Here is a 17,867-nt window from a genome sequence, read left to right as displayed (position 1 = left end):
AAGGATATTCTAATGGCTTATGATCTCATCGTTATCGGCAGCGGCCCCGGCGGCTATGTCTGCGCCATCAAGGCGGCCCAGCTCGGCCTGAAGGTGGCCGTCGTCGAGAAGCGCGCGACCTATGGCGGCACCTGCCTCAACATCGGCTGCATTCCGTCGAAGGCGCTGCTGCATGCTTCCGAGATGTTCCACCAGGTCGCTCACGGCGTGGACGCGCTCGGCGTCGAAGTCGTCGCGCCGAAGCTGAACCTCGAAAAGATGATGGCTCACAAGGACGCGACCGTTAAGTCGAACGTCGATGGCGTTTCGTTCCTGTTCAAGAAGAACAAGATCGACGGCATCCAGGGCACCGGCAGAGTGCTCGGCCAGGGCAAGGTTTCGGTCACCAACGACAAGGGTGAGGAGCAGATCCTCGAAGCCAAGAACATCGTGATCGCCACCGGCTCCGACGTGGCAGGCATCCCGGGCGTAAAGGTCGACATCGATGAGAAGGTGATCATCTCATCCACCGGCGGCATCGCGCTTGAAAAGGTTCCGGCGAGCATGATCGTTGTCGGCGGCGGCGTCATCGGCCTCGAGCTCGGCTCGGTCTGGGCCCGCCTCGGCGCCAAGGTCACGGTCGTCGAATATCTCGATACCCTCCTCGGCGGCATGGACGGCGAAGTTGCCAAGCAGTTCCAGCGCATGCTTGCCAAGCAGGGCATGGACATCAAGCTCGGCGCCAAGGTGACCGGCGTCGTCAAGGACGGCAAGGGCGCCAAGGTGACCTTCGAGCCGGTCAAGGGCGGCGAGGCCGTGACGCTCGACGCCGATGTCGTGCTGATCGCCACCGGTCGCAAGCCCTACACCGATGGCCTCGGCCTGGACAAGGCCGGCGTCGTCATGGACCAGCGCGGTCGCGTCGAGATCGACCATCACTACCAGACCAGCGTTGCCGGCATCTACGCGATCGGCGACGTGGTGCGCGGCCCGATGCTCGCCCACAAGGCCGAGGATGAAGGTGTCGCCGTTGCGGAAATCCTGGCAGGCCAGGCCGGCCACGTGAACTATGACGTCATCCCGAGCGTGGTCTACACCCAGCCGGAAGTTGCCTCCGTCGGCAAGACCGAGGAAGAGCTGAAAGCCGCAGGCGTTGCCTACAAGGTCGGCAAGTTCCCCTTCACCGCCAATGGCCGTGCGCGCGCGATGCTTGCCACCGACGGTTTCGTGAAGATCCTCGCCGACAAGGAAACCGACCGGGTTCTCGGCGGCCATATCGTCGGCTTCGGCGCCGGCGAGATGATCCACGAGATCGCCGTGCTGATGGAATTCGGCGGCTCGTCCGAAGACCTCGGCCGCACCTGCCATGCGCATCCGACCATGTCGGAAGCGGTCAAGGAAGCGGCACTGTCGACCTTCTTCAAGCCGATCCATATGTGATGATTTTGCGGGGGCTGCGGCGAGCGGCCCCCTCATTCCGGCCGCGCGTTTCGGCTCGCCGGCTGCCGTTGCAGACCTATGCCGAGTCGGCGCGCACTGACATTGCCGCCACGAACGTCGTCCGATGCCGGCGATCCTACTCCTCAGAAGCAGACCGGACCGCGTGGAAGCGCTCCTCGAATTCGCGCCTGAGGCTGCGTCGCGCCTCGGCCGCGCGCTGCCGTTGCTTACGGTCGGCCGTGTCCGTGACGAGCGGAGGAACGGGCGTCGGGCTGCCATCGGCATCGACCGCGACCATGGTGAAATAGCAGGAATTGGTGTGGCGGCGCTCGCCGCTGCGGATGTTCTCGGCCTCGACCCGGATGCCGATTTCCATCGAGGTGCGGCCGGCATGGTTGACCGCGGCGCGGAAGGTGACGAGCTCGCCGACGTGAATGGGTTGGCGGAAGATCACCTGATCGACCGAGAGCGTCACCGCATATTGCTGCGAATAGCGCGAAGCGCAGGAAAACGCCACGCGGTCGAGGAGGTTGAGCAGCGCGCCGCCATGGACCTTGCCGCTGAAATTCGCCATGTCCGGCGTCATCAGGACGACCATCTCGAGCTCGCGCGGGTCGTGGCTGGGTTCCATAGTATGTCTCCTTGATGCGATTGGCGGCGTCTTGACAGAGTTATGCAGCTTGTCGCCGCGAAGGGAAGAGCGCGCAAGCTCGTGGCCCTGGGGCGGGAGACGACGAGGTGTGACGATTGGCCCGAGGGGCTGCGACAAGCGGCGGTCTGTGCGGCGACGATCAGGGGCGCGATCATGTTTCTCGCTTCAGATGACCAGTATCGCGGGGCGCAAGGAGGGACCATGAAACCGAGAGCCGTGGCCGTTTCGCTGCCGAACCGGCATCTGCCGGAGGCCGATTGGGCCGACCGTTTCGAGCTCGCCCTTGACGGCAAGGGTGTGACCGCCGCGGAAGCGGCCGAACGTTCGCTTGGCCGCTCGCCACGATGGATTCGCGAGCTGTTGCGCCTGCGCAATCGCATGGTGTCCCTCGTCGGCTTGAAATCGGCAGCGCCGAGGCCCGGCCGTTTCGGCCTGGTCGGGGCGTTTCCGGTGCTGTCGAAGACCGACGATGAAGTGGTGCTCGGCTTTGATGACAGGCATCTCGATTTCCGCATCATCGTCGATGTCAGGGCAGGGTCCGCGGTCAATCAGATCGTCGGCGTCACCACGCTCGTTCGGCGGCACAATACACTCGGTTGGGTTTACCTCGCGGCGGTCATACCGTTTCACAAGGTGATCGTGCCGACGCTGCTCGCCGGCGTTGCCGGTCCAGGCGGCATGATTGGCTGATCAGGCTTCGGCTTGAACGCCCGCCAGTCAGTTGGCGCGCGTTAGAGTGAAACCCTGGGCACGCAGGAGTTCCACGAGGCCCTCCTTGCCCGGAAGGTGCAGCGCCCCGACAGCCATGAATGCACCTCCGTCCTTCAGGATCGGTTCGGCGCGCGTCGCCATCGTCCTGTTGCGCTCGACGATGATGCGCTGTTCGAAATCGGCATAACCGAAATCCTCGCTGGAGGTCGTGTCAACGGCCTTCATCATCGGCATGATCATGCCGGTGTCGCCCGCGAGATAGAGATCGGTCATGGTCGCGAAGACGTCGTCGATCGTCTTGCCGAGCGCCAGCGTCTCGATGAGGGCGCGCAGATGCAGTTCGGTCGGCAGCGAATCCATCGCCGAGAGCTGTTCGATCAGCGTCTCCAGCCCCTTGAGCGTCTTGCCCTGGCCGACGGCATCCTCGGCGATCTTCTTGTCGAGGAAGGAGGCGCCCGCCGCCTTTCGGGTGATCTCGCAGGCAGGCAATGCCACGAAGCTCGCGATCATCCATGGTTTCATGCGCGCAACCAGCGTCAGCGGAATGCCGCGTGCCTTGAGACCCGCTTCGAGCTGCTCACGGTCAGCGGGCTTCAGGAAATCGGCGATCGTCTTGTTGTCCGGGAACATGGTGAGGTCGGGCCGCATCAGGATCGCGGCGGCCGATTTCTTTTCGTCGATGATCTCGTCCGATTCGACGATGACGGTCGAGGCTGCCTCGAAGGCGCCCGGCGCCTCGGACGGCAAAGCCAGCACGCGCGGATCGGTGACGTGCATGGTGCCGAGCAGCCAGGAGGGCGCGATACCGTCCTTCTCGATCTTCCAGAAGATGCCCTTGCCGTTCGGCACGGCGGCGGCCTCCGCTTCGAGCGCGGCGAATTTTGCCGGGTCCGACTTGGCAAGCGCGGTCAGGACGTTCGAACCGCCGCATTCCCCATCCTGGACGGCGTCCTGGGCATCGGCTTCGGCGACGAAGAAGAGGGCAGCGACAAGGCAAGCCGCAAGGGCGACGTGCAGCAGGGCGATCAGCCACAGCGTGCCGTCAGTAATCCGCGCAAGCAGGTTGCGGTGCAGGTTTCGATCAGGTCTCGCAAAGGCTGTCATCATTCTTCCCCGACGGACGGACGGTCGCTGCTGAACCCTAGGCCCGGGCCGGTCACGGCTTCCTTAAAGGGCATGGTTAATCCAAGGTTTCGCCGAAAATCAGGCGCGCGGATGAGCACGATCATAGATTTCCAGAAGCCTTGCGGAATCGACGCCGGTATAGACCTGCGTCGTCGACAGACTGGCGTGGCCGAGCAGCTCCTGAATGGTCCGCAGATCGCCGCCGCCGGCCAGGAGATGGGTGGCGAAGGAGTGGCGCAGGGCGTGCGGCGTTGCCGTGTCCGGCAGGCCGAGGGCGCCACGCAGCTTCTGCATCTCGCGCTGGATGATCGCCGGCTGCAGCTTGGCGCCGCGCGCTCCGCGGAACAACGGCTCATCGGCCGCGGGCCGGTAGGGGCAGAGCTTGATATAGGCGGTGACGGCGTCACGTGCAGCCTGAATCAGCGGCACGAGCCGCGTCTTGCCGCCCTTGCCGACGATGCGCAGCGACGAGGGCGCGCCGGCGAAATCGCCCGATGTCAACCCGAGCGCTTCGGAAATGCGCAGGCCGCAGCCATAGAGCAGGGTCAGCACCGCGGCATTGCGCGCCGCAATCCAAGGCTCCTCGGCAAGCTGCGCCTGCGAGGTCACGACGTTGAGCGCTTCACGATCGGTCAGCGGTTTCGGCAGGGATTTCGGCTGCTTCGGCGAGCGCACCGCGGTTGCGCCCGCCGCATTGGCGAGGCCATTGCGTTCGAGGAAGCGGAGGAACGAGCGCAGCCCCGCGAGCCCGCGGCCGAGCGTTCGTGCGCCCGCGCCACCCTTGCGGCGCTGGGCGAGGAAGCCGCGCAGATCCGCGGGCCGCAGCGTTCGGATGTCGGAGAGCCGCGGCGGCCCGGCCAGATGCCCGGTCAGGAACGTCAGGAACTGGCGGGTGTCGCGCTCATAGGCCTCGACGGTGTTGTCCGAGAGGCGGCGCTCTCGCATGAGTCCATCGAGCCAACGTTGGCGTTCGGCAAGGAGTTCCGGATGGCCGATGACGAGGAGCTCGTTCATTGTCGCTTCCCAAGTTGGTCCATCGGCGACAATGCCCTGACGCATCTTATGTTTTTGCTAATGCGCCCTTGGAATCTGTCATCCTTCGATCATATAGAATTGCGATGGTCAGCCGGAAAGAATCGGATGGGACTATGGCGGGACGGGATTCGGTGAACGGATTCGCGCATTTTGCTGAAGTAATCGCCCTGGTCTCACAGGGGCAGCCTGGTCACATCGTCGACACCCTGATTGCCGAGCGCGGGCAGCGCATCGTCAAGAGTCCGCTATGGCCGCTGATGCGGCCTTTTCTCTACACGTTGCTGAACTACCGCAAGGCGCATGAATTCGCCGATGCGGTTGCCAACATGCCGGGCTTTCAGGCCTTCGAACATCTGAGTTCGCTGCTCTCGCTGGAGGTGCGGGTCGACCGGGCCGAACGCATTCCGGCCAAGGGCGGCTTCCTGCTCGTCAGCAACCATCCGACCGGCATTGCCGACGGAATCGCGGTCTTCGACCTGCTCAAGGAACGGCGGCCGGACATGATGTTCTTTGCCAATCGCGACGCCATCCGCGTCAATCCGCGCTTCGTCGAGATGGTCATCCCGGTCGAATGGCGCGAGGAACACAAGAGCAAGCTGAAGGCTCGCGAGACGCTGCAGGTGACCAACCGGGCGATCGGCGAGGGCAAGGCGACGGTGCTGTTTCCCTCCGGTCGCATCGCCTATTGGGCCGACGGGTGCCTCAACGAGCGGCCGTGGAAGACCTCTGCGGTGGGCTTTGCGCGCAAATACGGCTTGCCGATCCTGCCGGTGCACATGAGCGCCCGCAATTCCGGCCTGTTCTACTGGTTCGCCAAATGGTCGACGGAACTGCGCGACATGACCGTGTTCCACGAGTTGCTCAACAAGAAGGGCGATCTCTTCGATTTCCGCATTGGCAACCTGATCCCGCCGGAGGCGCTGGAAGGCGAGTCTGGCGAGGTGACGAAGGCGCTCGAGCGGCACACGGTCTTCGATCTCGCAGTGGACGCGGACGCGGCGTTCGAGCCCAGGCTGCAAATGGCGGCTGGGCTCTAGCGACCAGCCGCGCCATGTCTGGCGGCTTCACGCCGTGCGGCGGATCGGCTAGGTCAGAAGCCATGCTGCTTCGATCCATGTTTGCCGAAAACTATCGTTCGCTGAAGTCGATCCGCATGGATCTGACCGGGGTCAACCTGTTCATCGGCGAGAACGGCGTCGGCAAGTCCAATCTCTATCGGGCGCTTCAACTCGTGCAGGCTGCGACACGCGGCACGCTGGCGCGCGAGATCGCCGAAGAGGGCGGCATGTCGTCGGCGCTCTGGAGTGGCCGTCGGCGCGCCGACAAGCCGGCGCGCATCCGGCTCGAAACCGAGCTTCTGGACGAGGAGCGGGCGATCACCTTCCGCTACCGGATCGAGGCAGGGCTGCGTCCGCCGTTGGCAGCCGCAGGCTTTGCCTATGAACCCCAGGTCAAGGAAGAGGAACTGACGGTCGAAACCGGCCGCCGGCCGGTGACGATGATGAAGCGGTCCGGGCCCGGCATCTTCGTGCGCGGCGAGCGCGGACGCATGGAAGACTATCCCGAACAGGCGCTGACATCGGAGACGGCGATCTCGCTGCTCGGCGACGCCGGCCATTATCCCGAGGTCGGCACCTTTCGTCGCGCGGTCGATCAGTGGCGGTTCTTCCACGGCTTCCGGACCGATCGCGATTCGCCCTTGCGGTCGCCTTGCCTCGCCGTCACGGCGCCGATGCTCGACGAGACGGGCGTCAACATGGCCGCGGTCTTCGCGACGCTTCGGCACACGCGTCAGGATACGGTCGATCTCGACCGCGCCATCGCCGATGCCTTCGGCGGCGCCCATCTCGATGTTCCCGATCCCGGCCAGTTCGCCGAATTCTCGCTGGTCTTTCCGGATTTTCCGAACCGGCCGTTTTCGCCGCGCGAGCTTTCCGACGGGCAGATGCGCTTCCTGGCCTTGGCGGCGGCGCTGCTTTCCTATCGCCGCCCCCGCTTCATTGCGCTGAACGAGCCGGAAACGAGCCTGCACCCGGACATGCTGCCGGCGCTTGCCGACATGATCGCCAGCGCCTCGCGCGAAAGCCAGATCTGGATCGTCACCCATTCGGAGCGGCTGGCGGAAGAGGTGCGCCAGCGCTGCGGCATTCGTCCGCGGCGGGTAATCCGCAAGGACAGCGCCACCTGGATCGACGGCATGCGGCTGACGGGGCTGATGGGCGACGATGAGTAGGCAACAAAAAACCCCGCGTCGCTGCGGGGTTTCTGGTCGCTCCTGAATGATCAGGCGATCTTCTGGCCGGTCTTGGCCCAGTCGGCCAGGAACATCTCCAGACCCTTGTCAGTCAGCGGGTGCTTGACCAGGGCCTTCAGCGTTGCCGGCGGCGCAGTGACGACGTCGGCGCCGATGAGGGCGGCTTCCTTGACGTGGTTCACGGTGCGGATCGAGGCTGCGAGGATCTCGGTCTCATAGCCGTAGTTGTCGAAGATGTGGCGGATTTCGCGGATCAGGTCCATGCCGTCGAAGGCGATGTCGTCGAGACGGCCGACGAAGGGCGAAACGAAGGTCGCGCCGGCCTTGGCTGCGAGCAGGGCCTGGTTGGCCGAGAAGCACAGCGTCACGTTGGTCTGGTGGCCGTCCGAGGTCAGCGCCTTGCAGGCCTTGAGGCCGTCGAGCGTCAGCGGCAGCTTGATGCAGATGTTGTCGGCGATCTTCGAGAGAACGGCCGCTTCCTTCATCATCTCGGCGTATTCGGTTGCAGTCACTTCAGCCGAAACCGGGCCTTCGACGATCGAGCAGATTTCCTTGGTGACTTCCGTGATGTCGCGGCCCGACTTCAGGATCAGCGACGGGTTGGTGGTGACGCCGTCGAGGAGGCCGAGATCGTTCAGCTCACGGATTTCCTTGACGTCGGCGGTATCAACGAAAAATTTCATGGAGTCACTCCCTTGGGGCACGATTGCCGTTCGGGCGCATATCTACCGGGGAGGAATTCCGTTGGCAGAGATCGCGCGCGTTGAAACTCTGGTGGAACCGTGACAAACCCTGCGCCGGCAAGGCTGCGGTTCGCAGCGCAGTTTTCTTTAACCGAAACACGTGGCAAGGTCACGGCAAAATGACTCGCGATTCAACCGATTTATTCGGCGATTTGCTCGGGCCTGTTCCGGGCCGTCGCGTCGTGCCGGTCCTGGTGCCCATGCCGGCGCCGAAAGCCTATTCCTATGGGGTTCCTGATGGCATGGCGGTGGAGCCGGGCTCGATCGTGCAGGTGCCCCTCGGGCCGCGCCTCGTCGTCGGCGTCGTCTGGGATGGTGATGACGATGGCTCCGTCGACCCGAAGAAGCTCAAATCAATCGAGAAGGTTTTCGACTGCCCGCCGCTGACGCGGGATATGCGGACCTTTCTCGATTGGGTTGCCGCCTATACCGTCACGCCGCCGGGGCTCGTCGCGCGCATGGCCCTCCGGGCGCCGGCGGCCTTCGATCCGGAGCCGATGGTCGAGGCCCTGCGCCTTACCGAGATGCGGCCGGAGCGCATGACGGCGGCGCGCGAGCGCGTGATTGCCGCCGCCAGCGACGGCTTCTCCTGGACGCGCTCGGGGCTCGCGCACGCGGCCGGTACCTCGTCGAGCGTGATCGACGGGCTGACCCAGCAAGGCGTCTTCGAGACCGTATTCATGCCGCCGCCGCCGGTCGTCGCCTTGCCCGATCCCGATTTCGTCGCCCCCCGGCTCGAAGGCGCCCAGAAGGACGCCGCCGCCGACCTCCTGGCAGCGGTGGAGGAGGGCGGCTTCTCGGTGTCCTTGATCGACGGCATCACCGGGTCCGGCAAGACCGAGGTCTATTTCGAGGCGATCGCGGCGACGCTTCGGGCGGGCAAGCAGGTTCTGATCCTGCTGCCGGAGATCGCGCTCACGTCGAGTTTTCTCGAGCGCTTCCAGGATCGTTTCGGCGCGAAGCCTGCGGAGTGGCATTCGGACCTCGCGCCGCGCACGCGTGAAAAGGTCTGGCGTCAGGTGACGACCGGCACGGTGCGTGTCGTTGCCGGCGCCCGCTCCGCGCTGTTCCTGCCCTTCGAGGACCTGGGTCTCATCATCGTCGACGAAGAGCACGACCCGGCCTACAAGCAGGAGGACCGCGTCTTCTACAATGCGCGCGACATGGCGGTCGTGCGCGGCCGCATCACCGGCTTTCCGGTCGTACTCGTCTCGGCGACGCCTTCGGTCGAAAGCCGGGTCAATGGCGAGGTCGGCCGCTACAAGCCGATCCATCTACCGACGCGTTTCGGCGATGCGGCGCTGCCGCGGCTCGGCTTGGTCGACATGCGCCAGCATCCGCCGGCGCGCGGCGGGTTCCTGTCGCCTGTCCTCATCAACCAGATCGGCAAGGCCGTCGAGCGCGGCGAGCAGGCGCTGCTCTTCCTAAATCGCCGCGGCTATGCGCCGCTGACGCTCTGCCGTGTCTGCGGTCATCGCTTCCAGTGCCCGGATTGTGCGAGCTGGCTGGTCGAGCACCGCTTCCGCGGCCAGATCCAGTGCCACCATTGCGGCTACTCGGAGAAGACGCCGGAAGCCTGCCCGGAATGCGGTACGCTCGATCACCTGGTTGCCTGCGGTCCCGGTGTCGAGCGCATCGCCGAGGAGGTGGAGCGGCATTTTCCCGAGGCACGCACCATCGTGCTGTCCTCGGACCTGATGGGCGTCAAGCGCCTGCGACTGGAACTCGACGCCATTGCCCGCGGCGAAGCCGACATCGTCATAGGCACGCAGCTCGTCGCCAAGGGGCACAATTTTCCGCTGATGACGCTGGTCGGTATCGTCGATGCCGATCTCGGCCTGGCGAACGGCGATCCGCGTGCGGCGGAGCGGACTTTCCAATTGCTCTCGCAGGTCACGGGTCGTGCGGGGCGAACCGGTCTCAAGAGCCTTGGCCTCTTACAGACCTACCAGCCGCAGCACCCGGTGATGCAGGCGATCGTTTCGGGCGATGCCGACGCCTTCTACGAGCGCGAGATCGCCGAGCGGGAGAAGGCGCTGCTGCCGCCCTTCGGTCGACTCGCGTCGCTGATCGTCTCAGCCGATACGCGGCAGGATGCCGAGGGCCATGCGCGCGGCTTGCGCATGGCCGCGCCTCGGACCGATGGCATTACGATCCTCGGCCCGGCGGAAGCCCCGCTGGCGCTGATCCGCGGTCGGCATCGCTTCCGCCTGCTGGTGCATGGCCGGCGCAACAGCGACATGCAGGCCTTCGTCAAGGCGATGATCGCCGCCGGCCCGAAGGAACGCGGCTCGATCAGCGTCCAACTCGACATCGATCCCCAAAGCTTCCTGTAAATCCAAGTTTCCTGTGATCGTCGTTGCTATGAGACGGCAGGCGATTCACAACCAGCGCGACATGCGCTAGAGGTCAGAAGTGCTTCGCTTCGGGCGGCCAGCCAGCCGAAGGCGAAACGACATGACAACGGCTCATCTGCGGGAACGGGCATGGAGTTCTATATTCCGACGGAAACCGGCGAATTTCTCGCCTTCTGCGCTGCTGCGGCCGCGGCGCTGATCGGCGTCGTGATGCTGTTTGCGCCGCGGCTTACCTTTCGCGCGGCTGGCATCGGCATCGCCGAGGGGCGGCGCGGCGGCTATGCCGAGGCGCGTTCCACCATGGGTGGCATGCATGTCGGGCTCGGGCTTGCCGCCATTCTGCTGGCGCAGCCGATGGTCTATCTTGCCGTCGGAGCGGCCTTTGCGCTTGCCGCCTTCGGCCGCATCCTCTCGATGATGAGTGACAATGGTGGCACGGTCTACAACTGGCTGGCGCTCTTCATTCAGGCGGCACTCGCCATCCTTCCGCTCGCCTACGTCTTCGGCATGATCTGATCGTGCCCGCGGGCCATTCCGCGATTCACGGTGCAAGAAACGGATTTACGGCAAAATTCGGCCGAAGGTGGCCGACTTATGCCGCATTCCTGCCGTTCGCGTGTTGCGAGTCCAAACATCCTATGCTAGACGAACCGCGAATTGCGGGGGAAGTGGGTCGCCAGGCCTCGATATCCTGCAAGTTATTGCAGCAAATTCAAGAAGTTAAGTTGACGGCTCAACGCCAGCTCGGTTCTTGGATGAAATTGAGAGAAGCTTGTGCCCGTGGCAGACACATCCCAGCTTATTTCCGGTGTTGCAGAAAGATATGCGTCCTCGCTTTTTGAACTCGCGCTTAGCGCCGGTTCCGTCGAGGCAGTCGGCGCGGATCTTACCCGTGTCCAGGCCCTGATCGACGGCAGCGATGATCTGAAGCGGCTGATCGTAAGCCCGGTCTTTTCTGCAGACGACCAGTTCAAGGCCATTTCGGCAGTTGCCGAGAAGGCTGGCATCTCCGGGCTCGTCGGCAACTTCCTCAAGGTCGTTGCCCGCAATCGCCGCCTCTTCGCGCTGCCGGGCATGATCAAGGCGTTCCGCCTGATCGCTGCGCGCCATCGTGGCGAAATCTCCGCCGACGTCACGTCGGCCCATGCGCTCACCGCAGCGCAGGAAACTGAATTGAAGGCGACTCTGAAAAGCGTCACCGGCAAAGACGTGGCGGTCAACGTCACCGTCGACCCGTCTATTCTTGGAGGTCTGATCGTCAAGGTCGGGTCCCGCCAGATTGACACCTCCCTTCGCACCAAACTCTCTACCCTTAAGCTTGCACTGAAAGAGGTCGGCTGATGGATATCCGCGCCGCGGAAATTTCCGCAATTCTCAAAGATCAGATCAAAAATTTCGGCCAGGAAGCAGAAGTCTCCGAAGTCGGTCAGGTGCTTTCCGTCGGTGACGGTATTGCCCGCGTCTACGGCCTCGACAATGTTCAGGCAGGCGAAATGGTCGAATTCCCGGGTGGAATTCGCGGCATGGCGCTGAACCTCGAAGCCGACAACGTCGGTGTCGTTATCTTCGGTTCGGACCGTGACATCAAGGAAGGCGACACCGTCAAGCGGACTGGCGCCATCGTGGACGTCCCGGTTGGTCCGGAGCTGCTCGGCCGCGTCGTCGACGCGCTCGGCAACCCGATCGACGGCAAGGGCCCGATCAATGCCAAGCAGCGCGCCCGCGTTGACGTCAAGGCTCCGGGCATCATTCCGCGCAAGTCGGTGCATGAGCCGATGTCGACCGGCCTCAAGGCCATCGACGCGCTGATCCCGGTCGGTCGTGGCCAGCGCGAGCTCGTCATCGGCGACCGCCAGACCGGCAAGACCGCGATCATCCTCGACACCTTCCTCAACCAGAAGCCGATCCACGACAACGGCCCGGACGCCGACAAGCTGTTCTGCGTCTACGTCGCTATCGGTCAGAAGCGTTCGACGGTTGCCCAGTTCGTGAAGGTTCTGGAAGAGCGCGGCGCCCTGCAGTACTCGATCGTCGTTGCCGCAACGGCTTCCGATCCGGCTCCGATGCAGTACCTCGCGCCGTTCGCCGGCTGCGCCATGGGTGAATACTTCCGTGACAACGGCAAGCACGCTCTCATTGGTTACGACGACCTGTCCAAGCAGGCCGTTGCCTACCGTCAGATGTCGCTGCTGCTGCGTCGCCCGCCGGGCCGCGAAGCCTATCCGGGCGACGTTTTCTACCTGCACTCCCGCCTGCTCGAGCGCGCTGCAAAGCTGAACGACGACATGGGCGCTGGCTCGCTGACGGCTCTGCCGGTCATCGAAACGCAGGGTAACGACGTTTCGGCGTTCATCCCGACCAACGTGATCTCGATCACCGACGGCCAGATCTTCCTCGAAACCGACCTGTTCTACCAGGGTATCCGTCCGGCCGTTAACGTCGGTCTGTCGGTATCGCGCGTCGGCTCGTCGGCCCAGATCAAGGCGATGAAGCAGGTCGCGGGCTCGATCAAGGGTGAACTGGCTCAGTACCGCGAAATGGCGGCCTTCGCTCAGTTCGGCTCGGACCTCGATGCCGCAACCCAGCGCCTCCTGAACCGTGGTGCACGCCTGACCGAACTCCTGAAGCAGCCGCAGTTCTCGCCGCTGAAGACGGAAGAGCAGGTCGCGGTGATCTTCGCCGGCGTCAACGGCTACCTCGACAAGCTTCCGGTCGCCCAGGTCGGCAAGTTCGAACAGGGTCTGCTTTCCTACATGCGTTCGGAAGGCAAGGACGTTCTGGAAACCATCCGCAAGGAAAAGGCGATCTCGGACGACACCAAGGCAAAGCTCAAGGCAGCAATCGACAGCTTCGCCAAGTCTTTCGCCTGAGCGGATTTCATTTAGGACGGACAACGGATGCCTTCACTTAAGGATCTGAAAAACCGGATCGCCTCCGTCAAGGCGACGCAGAAGATCACCAAGGCGATGAAGATGGTCGCCGCGGCGAAGCTTCGGCGTGCGCAGGAGGCGGCCGAGGCCGCCCGGCCTTACTCGCAGCGCATGGCTGCCGTTCTCACCAACATCGCCCAGGCGGTTGGTGCGGACGACACCGCGCCTGCGCTGATGACCGGGACCGGTAAGGACGATACGCACCTTCTGGTCGTCTGCACGGCTGAACGCGGCCTTTGTGGCGGCTTCAACTCGCAGATCGCCCGCCATGCCCGCGACCACGTTCGCAAGCTGCTTGCAGCCGGCAAGACGGTCAAGATTATCTGCGTCGGCAAGAAGGGCTTCGATATCCTGCGTCGCGAATATGCGTCGCTGATCATCGATCGTGTCGATCTGCGTGAAGTCAAGAAGATCGGCTTCGAGAACGCCGATCAGATCGGTCACAAGGTCATCGGGCTCTTCGAAAAGGGCGAGTTCGATATCTGCACGCTGTTCTACTCCGAGTTCAAGTCCGTTATTTCGCAGGTTCCGACTGCGCAGCAGTTGATCCCGGCTTCGGCGGCGCCGGTTGCCGCCGACGCATCGGACGCTTCGGCCGTCTACGAATACGAGCCGGACGCGGGCGCCATCCTCACCGATCTCATTCCCCGCAACATCTCCGTGCAGATCTTTAGGGCTCTGCTGGAAAACGTTGCCGGCGAAATGGGCGCGAAGATGAGCGCGATGGACAATGCGACGCGCAATGCTGGTGAGATGATCAACAAGCTGACGCTGAACTACAACCGTCAGCGTCAGGCGCAGATCACCAAGGAACTCATTGAAATCATCTCGGGCGCGGAAGCGCTCTAAGGTCACGAGAAGAGGGTAAGAATTATGGCTAAGGCAGCTACCCCGAAAGAAACCGTAGCGGAGAAGAAGCCCGCTGCACCGAGGAAGGCAGCTTCCGCCAAGACCGCAGCAGTTGCCGCAACCGGCGCTGTGGGTCGTGTAACGCAGGTCATCGGCGCCGTCGTCGACGTCGCGTTCGAAGAAGGCCAGCTTCCGCAGATCCTGAACGCGCTGGAAACCGACAACAACGGCAACCGCCTCGTTCTCGAAGTCGCGCAGCACCTCGGCGAAAACTCCGTCCGCACGATCGCCATGGACTCGACCGAAGGTCTGGTTCGCGGCCAGTCGGTCACCGACACTGGCGGCCCGATCTCGGTTCCGGTCGGAGACGAAACGCTCGGCCGTATCATGAACGTCATCGGCGAGCCGGTTGACGAAGCCGGTCCGCTGGTCACGTCCGCAAAGCGCGCAATCCACCAGGACGCTCCGGCCTATGTCGAACAGTCGACGGAAGCCCAGATCCTCGTCACCGGCATCAAGGTCGTCGACCTTCTCGCTCCTTACGCAAAGGGCGGCAAGATCGGCCTCTTCGGCGGTGCAGGCGTCGGCAAGACCGTTCTCATCATGGAACTGATCAACAACGTCGCCAAGGCACACGGTGGTTACTCGGTGTTCGCAGGCGTGGGTGAACGTACCCGCGAAGGCAACGACCTCTACCACGAAATGATCGAGTCCGGCGTTAACAAGCACGGCGGCGGCGAAGGCTCCAAGGCTGCGCTCGTTTACGGCCAGATGAACGAACCGCCGGGCGCACGCGCACGTGTTGCTCTGACCGGTCTGACGATCGCTGAAGACTTCCGCGACAAGGGCCAGGACGTTCTGTTCTTCGTCGACAACATCTTCCGCTTCACCCAGGCTGGCTCGGAAGTGTCGGCTCTGCTCGGCCGTATTCCTTCGGCCGTGGGTTACCAGCCGACGCTGGCGACCGACATGGGCGCGATGCAGGAACGCATCACCACCACGACCAAGGGCTCGATCACCTCGGTTCAGGCCATCTACGTTCCGGCCGACGACTTGACCGACCCGGCGCCGGCAACCTCGTTCGCGCACCTTGACGCGACGACCGTTCTGTCGCGCTCGATCGCTGAAAAGGGCATCTACCCGGCCGTTGACCCGCTCGACTCCACGTCGCGCATGCTCGACCCGATGATCGTCGGCGAAGACCACTACGAAGTCGCTCGTAAGGTCCAGGGCACGCTGCAGCGCTACAAGGCGCTCCAGGACATCATCGCCATCCTGGGCATGGACGAACTGTCTGAAGAAGACAAGCTGGCCGTTGCCCGCGCTCGCAAGATCGAACGCTTCCTGTCGCAGCCGTTCTTCGTCGCCGAAGTCTTCACCGGCTCGCCGGGCAAGCTCGTCGCCCTCGAAGACACGATCAAGGGCTTCAAGGGCCTCGTCGATGGCGAGTACGACCACCTGCCGGAAGCTGCCTTCTACATGGTCGGCTCGATCGAAGAAGCGATCGAAAAGGCCAAGAAGCTGGCTGCAGAAGCCGCTTGATAGCGCTGTTAAGCCTCGGCGCGACGGCGCGCCGAGGCTTTCATCCTGCCTTTTCAGAGGGCAGGGAAGACATGCACAGCCGCCTTCGGGTGGCGCGCCCACGAGAAGTGAATGGTCATGGCCGATTTCAACTTTGAGCTTGTTTCCCCCGAGCGCCTCCTCCTCTCCGAAAAAGTGACGGAAGTCGTCATTCCGGCGACCGAGGGCGAGATGACCGTGATGGCCAATCACGCTCCGACGATGACGACGGTCAAGCCCGGCGTGGTCACGGTGAAGACGGCTGACGGCAAGACCGAGCGCTTTGCCGTGTTCGGCGGCTTTGCCGACATTCTGCCGACCGGCTGCACGCTTCTGGCCGAGTCCGCCGTCCACGTCGACGAACTCGACCGTACGATCCTTGAAAACCGCATCGAAGCGGTTCGTGCCGAGCTGGAAGGCGCCGGAGACGAGAAGAAGACCCGTCTCGAACAGTTCGTTGCCGAGCTGACGAAGCTTGGCGAGATCGTGATCCCAGCTTGAAAGGGACACCCGGAAGGGTAACCGATTTGAAAAGGCCCGCCTTCTGAAATGGCCCCGAAAGCTGGACATCCGCTTTCGGGGTTTTTTATTGGTCGCCGGGCCTTGCCGCAATCGCTTCTCTTCAGTTAGAGCGATGTGCGGGCAGCGGCACATTCATCGTCATCCCGCCTAAGCTCCTTACGTCGGCGAATGGCTTGCCCGGATCGGCGCTTTGGCTATTCTTCGTCAGAAGCCCTCAATTGGTCCCGGAACGTTCAGCTCGAAGAGGAAGAGGCGCCGGCATGACGTCAAAGATTGTTCCGGTGATCATGGCTGGCGGACGGGGTACGCGCCTGTGGCCGCTCTCTCGCGCCGCTGCGCCGAAGCAATTCCTGCAAATCCTCTCCGATCGCTCGTTGTTTCAGCAGGCGCTGGAGCGCGTTCGCGACGCCAGCCAGTTCGAGCCGGCCATCGTCGTCACCAACAGCGACTTTCGCTTCATCGTCGCGGAGCAGGCTCGGGCGATCGACGTTCACCTGGGCGACATCCTGCTTGAGCCGATGGCCCGCAACACCGCACCGGCGCTGGCTGCTGCGGCTTTCCAGGTTCTCGCCCGCTACGGCAAGGGCGCCATCATGCAGGTCCTTGCCTCCGACCACGAGATCGATGCCGGCGAGGTCTACAGGGATTGCATCATCAGGGCGCACCAGGCCGCAAGTCACGGCGAGCTGGTGACCTTCGGCATCACGCCGACGGAACCCGCCACCGGCTACGGCTATATCGAGTGTGGCGAGGAGTTGACGGCGGGCACGAACCGTGTGGCTCGTTTCGTCGAGAAGCCGGACCGTGCGAAAGCCGAAGCGATGCTCGTAACCGGGCGCTACCTCTGGAACTCCGGCATGTTCATGCTGCCGGTAAATCCCTTTCTCGACGAAATGAAGCGGCACGCGCCGCAGGTCTGGGAAGCGACGAAGCTCGCACTGGAAGGGGCACAGAAGGATCTCGATTTCACGCGCCTGGATGCGGCGAGCTTTGCGACTGCGCCCGAGATCTCCGTCGATTATGCGGTGTTTGAAAAGACCGAGCGGGCAGCCGTGGTACCGTCTTCCTTCCTCTGGTCCGATCTCGGCAGCTGGGATGCCGTTTGGAAGACGGGAGAAAAGGACGGTGACGGCAATGTCGTCACAGACAAGGCGACGGTGTCGAACACGCGCAATTCGCTGGTCTTGTCGCGCGACATCCACCTTGCGGTTCAAGGGCTGGACGATGTCGCCGTCATTGCCGGCGAGGATGCCGTCTATGTCGGACGGCTGGCCGATAGCCAGAGCGTGGGTTCTATCGTCAAGACACTGGCGAAGTCGCCGCAGACGACGGTCCTGACCGAGGTTCACCCGACCTCCTATCGTCCTTGGGGGGCGGTCGCCGCCATATCGGACGGAGAACGTTTTGCCGTCAAACGGCTGCGCGTGAATCCCGGCAAGAAGATCTCGCTGCAGAAGCATCATCATCGGGCAGAACATTGGATCGTGGTGCGCGGCACGGCGGAGATCACGATGGCCGGAGAAACGCGAATGCTGCACGAGAACGAGTCGGCCTACATCCCGCCGGGAATCGTGCATCGGCTTCATAATCCGGGCAAGATTCCGCTGGAACTGATCGAAGTGCGGACCGGTTCCTATCTCGGAGAAGACGACATCGTCCGCATCGAGGACGAATTCGGGCGAAGCTAAGGTCCCTTGAAACATGTCGCGC

16 protein-coding genes are annotated in these 17,867 nt (G+C 63.4%); 12 read left to right on the top strand and 4 right to left on the bottom strand.

All coding sequences use genetic code 11. The features are described from left to right. The first annotated feature begins 12 nt into the window (after positions 1-12). A complete protein-coding gene (gene lpdA / locus BHMPCIPO_RS16350; protein ID WP_173517743.1) occupies positions 13-1,419 on the top strand; it encodes a dihydrolipoyl dehydrogenase in 1,407 nt (468 codons plus the stop codon). Between the two features lie 136 nt (positions 1,420-1,555). Here lpdA and BHMPCIPO_RS16345 read toward each other — a convergent pair whose 3' ends face one another. Then, on the bottom strand, positions 1,556-2,050 hold the full coding sequence (locus BHMPCIPO_RS16345) for an acyl-CoA thioesterase (RefSeq protein WP_173517742.1): 495 nt from the start codon (positions 2,048-2,050) through the stop codon (positions 1,556-1,558). 222 nt (positions 2,051-2,272) lie between these two features. Between BHMPCIPO_RS16345 and BHMPCIPO_RS16340 the strand changes: the two genes are divergently transcribed. After that, a complete protein-coding gene (locus BHMPCIPO_RS16340; RefSeq protein ID WP_173517741.1) occupies positions 2,273-2,761 on the top strand; it encodes a DUF2867 domain-containing protein in 489 nt (162 codons plus the stop codon). A gap of 27 nt (positions 2,762-2,788) precedes the next feature. Here BHMPCIPO_RS16340 and BHMPCIPO_RS16335 read toward each other — a convergent pair whose 3' ends face one another. Beyond that, positions 2,789-3,886, bottom strand: coding sequence for a TraB/GumN family protein (locus BHMPCIPO_RS16335; protein ID WP_173517740.1), 1,098 nt, complete (start codon positions 3,884-3,886; stop codon positions 2,789-2,791). Positions 3,887-3,985: 99 nt separating this feature from the next. Next, positions 3,986-4,921, bottom strand: coding sequence for a tyrosine recombinase XerC (locus BHMPCIPO_RS16330; RefSeq protein WP_173517739.1), 936 nt, complete (start codon positions 4,919-4,921; stop codon positions 3,986-3,988). 134 nt (positions 4,922-5,055) lie between these two features. Here BHMPCIPO_RS16330 and BHMPCIPO_RS16325 point away from each other — a divergent pair, with 134 nt between their 5' ends. Together BHMPCIPO_RS16325 and BHMPCIPO_RS16320 are read left to right on the top strand one after the other, a co-directional pair. Then, positions 5,056-5,979 carry a lysophospholipid acyltransferase family protein gene (locus BHMPCIPO_RS16325; protein ID WP_173517738.1) on the top strand — a complete coding sequence of 308 codons (924 nt, stop codon included), beginning with the start codon at positions 5,056-5,058 and terminating at the stop codon, positions 5,977-5,979. 62 nt (positions 5,980-6,041) lie between these two features. Further along, the gene (locus tag BHMPCIPO_RS16320) at positions 6,042-7,175 is read left to right on the top strand and encodes an AAA family ATPase (RefSeq protein WP_173517737.1); all 1,134 of its coding nucleotides are present in this window, start codon (positions 6,042-6,044) and stop codon (positions 7,173-7,175) included. 50 nt (positions 7,176-7,225) lie between these two features. On the opposite strand, the gene fsa is transcribed toward BHMPCIPO_RS16320, so the two are convergent. Then, complete coding sequence (gene fsa / locus BHMPCIPO_RS16315) at positions 7,226-7,879, bottom strand: fructose-6-phosphate aldolase (protein WP_173517736.1); 654 nt, start codon at positions 7,877-7,879, stop codon at positions 7,226-7,228. 179 nt (positions 7,880-8,058) lie between these two features. Here fsa and BHMPCIPO_RS16310 point away from each other — a divergent pair, with 179 nt between their 5' ends. From BHMPCIPO_RS16310 to BHMPCIPO_RS16275, 8 genes are all read left to right on the top strand, one after another. Further along, positions 8,059-10,275: a primosomal protein N' gene (locus BHMPCIPO_RS16310; protein ID WP_173517735.1), complete on the top strand. Its 2,217-nt coding sequence runs from the start codon at positions 8,059-8,061 to the stop codon at positions 10,273-10,275. 150 nt (positions 10,276-10,425) lie between these two features. After that, positions 10,426-10,812, top strand: coding sequence for an AGROH133_08824 family phage infection protein (locus tag BHMPCIPO_RS16305; protein WP_173517734.1), 387 nt, complete (start codon positions 10,426-10,428; stop codon positions 10,810-10,812). Between the two features lie 258 nt (positions 10,813-11,070). Then, positions 11,071-11,637: a F0F1 ATP synthase subunit delta gene (locus tag BHMPCIPO_RS16300; protein WP_173517733.1), complete on the top strand. Its 567-nt coding sequence runs from the start codon at positions 11,071-11,073 to the stop codon at positions 11,635-11,637. Continuing rightward, entirely contained in the window at positions 11,637-13,166 is a 1,530-nt protein-coding gene (gene atpA, locus BHMPCIPO_RS16295) for a F0F1 ATP synthase subunit alpha (RefSeq protein WP_173517732.1), read from the top strand. Before BHMPCIPO_RS16300 ends, atpA begins: the two co-directional genes overlap by 1 nt. A 27-nt stretch (positions 13,167-13,193) precedes the next feature. Next, positions 13,194-14,075: a F0F1 ATP synthase subunit gamma gene (locus BHMPCIPO_RS16290; protein WP_173517731.1), complete on the top strand. Its 882-nt coding sequence runs from the start codon at positions 13,194-13,196 to the stop codon at positions 14,073-14,075. Positions 14,076-14,099: 24 nt separating this feature from the next. Next, on the top strand, positions 14,100-15,617 hold the full coding sequence (atpD, locus tag BHMPCIPO_RS16285; protein WP_173517730.1) for a F0F1 ATP synthase subunit beta: 1,518 nt from the start codon (positions 14,100-14,102) through the stop codon (positions 15,615-15,617). A gap of 117 nt (positions 15,618-15,734) precedes the next feature. Next, positions 15,735-16,136 carry a F0F1 ATP synthase subunit epsilon gene (locus BHMPCIPO_RS16280; protein WP_173517729.1) on the top strand — a complete coding sequence of 134 codons (402 nt, stop codon included), beginning with the start codon at positions 15,735-15,737 and terminating at the stop codon, positions 16,134-16,136. Positions 16,137-16,417: 281 nt separating this feature from the next. After that, the gene (locus BHMPCIPO_RS16275; RefSeq protein WP_173517728.1) at positions 16,418-17,845 is read left to right on the top strand and encodes a mannose-1-phosphate guanylyltransferase/mannose-6-phosphate isomerase; all 1,428 of its coding nucleotides are present in this window, start codon (positions 16,418-16,420) and stop codon (positions 17,843-17,845) included. The last annotated feature ends 22 nt before the right edge of the window (positions 17,846-17,867 follow it).

Origin of the sequence: Ensifer sesbaniae, assembly GCF_013283665.1 — a bacterium.
Lineage (GTDB): Bacteria > Pseudomonadota > Alphaproteobacteria > Rhizobiales > Rhizobiaceae > Ensifer > Ensifer sesbaniae.
The sequence above is the reverse complement of the archived record's forward strand: the minus strand, read 5'-3'. Positions and strand labels throughout refer to the sequence as shown.

Coding starts and splice junctions, on each gene's coding strand:
- lpdA (WP_173517743.1), top strand. CDS start 13: ATGGCTTATGATCTCATCGTTATCGGCAGCGGCCCCGGCGGCTATGTC.
- BHMPCIPO_RS16345 (WP_173517742.1), bottom strand. CDS start 2,050: ATGGAACCCAGCCACGACCCGCGCGAGCTCGAGATGGTCGTCCTGATG.
- BHMPCIPO_RS16340 (WP_173517741.1), top strand. CDS start 2,273: ATGAAACCGAGAGCCGTGGCCGTTTCGCTGCCGAACCGGCATCTGCCG.
- BHMPCIPO_RS16335 (WP_173517740.1), bottom strand. CDS start 3,886: ATGACAGCCTTTGCGAGACCTGATCGAAACCTGCACCGCAACCTGCTT.
- BHMPCIPO_RS16330 (WP_173517739.1), bottom strand. CDS start 4,921: ATGAACGAGCTCCTCGTCATCGGCCATCCGGAACTCCTTGCCGAACGC.
- BHMPCIPO_RS16325 (WP_173517738.1), top strand. CDS start 5,056: ATGGCGGGACGGGATTCGGTGAACGGATTCGCGCATTTTGCTGAAGTA.
- BHMPCIPO_RS16320 (WP_173517737.1), top strand. CDS start 6,042: ATGCTGCTTCGATCCATGTTTGCCGAAAACTATCGTTCGCTGAAGTCG.
- fsa (WP_173517736.1), bottom strand. CDS start 7,879: ATGAAATTTTTCGTTGATACCGCCGACGTCAAGGAAATCCGTGAGCTG.
- BHMPCIPO_RS16310 (WP_173517735.1), top strand. CDS start 8,059: ATGACTCGCGATTCAACCGATTTATTCGGCGATTTGCTCGGGCCTGTT.
- BHMPCIPO_RS16305 (WP_173517734.1), top strand. CDS start 10,426: ATGGAGTTCTATATTCCGACGGAAACCGGCGAATTTCTCGCCTTCTGC.
- atpA (WP_173517732.1), top strand. CDS start 11,637: ATGGATATCCGCGCCGCGGAAATTTCCGCAATTCTCAAAGATCAGATC.
- BHMPCIPO_RS16290 (WP_173517731.1), top strand. CDS start 13,194: ATGCCTTCACTTAAGGATCTGAAAAACCGGATCGCCTCCGTCAAGGCG.
- atpD (WP_173517730.1), top strand. CDS start 14,100: ATGGCTAAGGCAGCTACCCCGAAAGAAACCGTAGCGGAGAAGAAGCCC.
- BHMPCIPO_RS16280 (WP_173517729.1), top strand. CDS start 15,735: ATGGCCGATTTCAACTTTGAGCTTGTTTCCCCCGAGCGCCTCCTCCTC.
- BHMPCIPO_RS16275 (WP_173517728.1), top strand. CDS start 16,418: ATGACGTCAAAGATTGTTCCGGTGATCATGGCTGGCGGACGGGGTACG.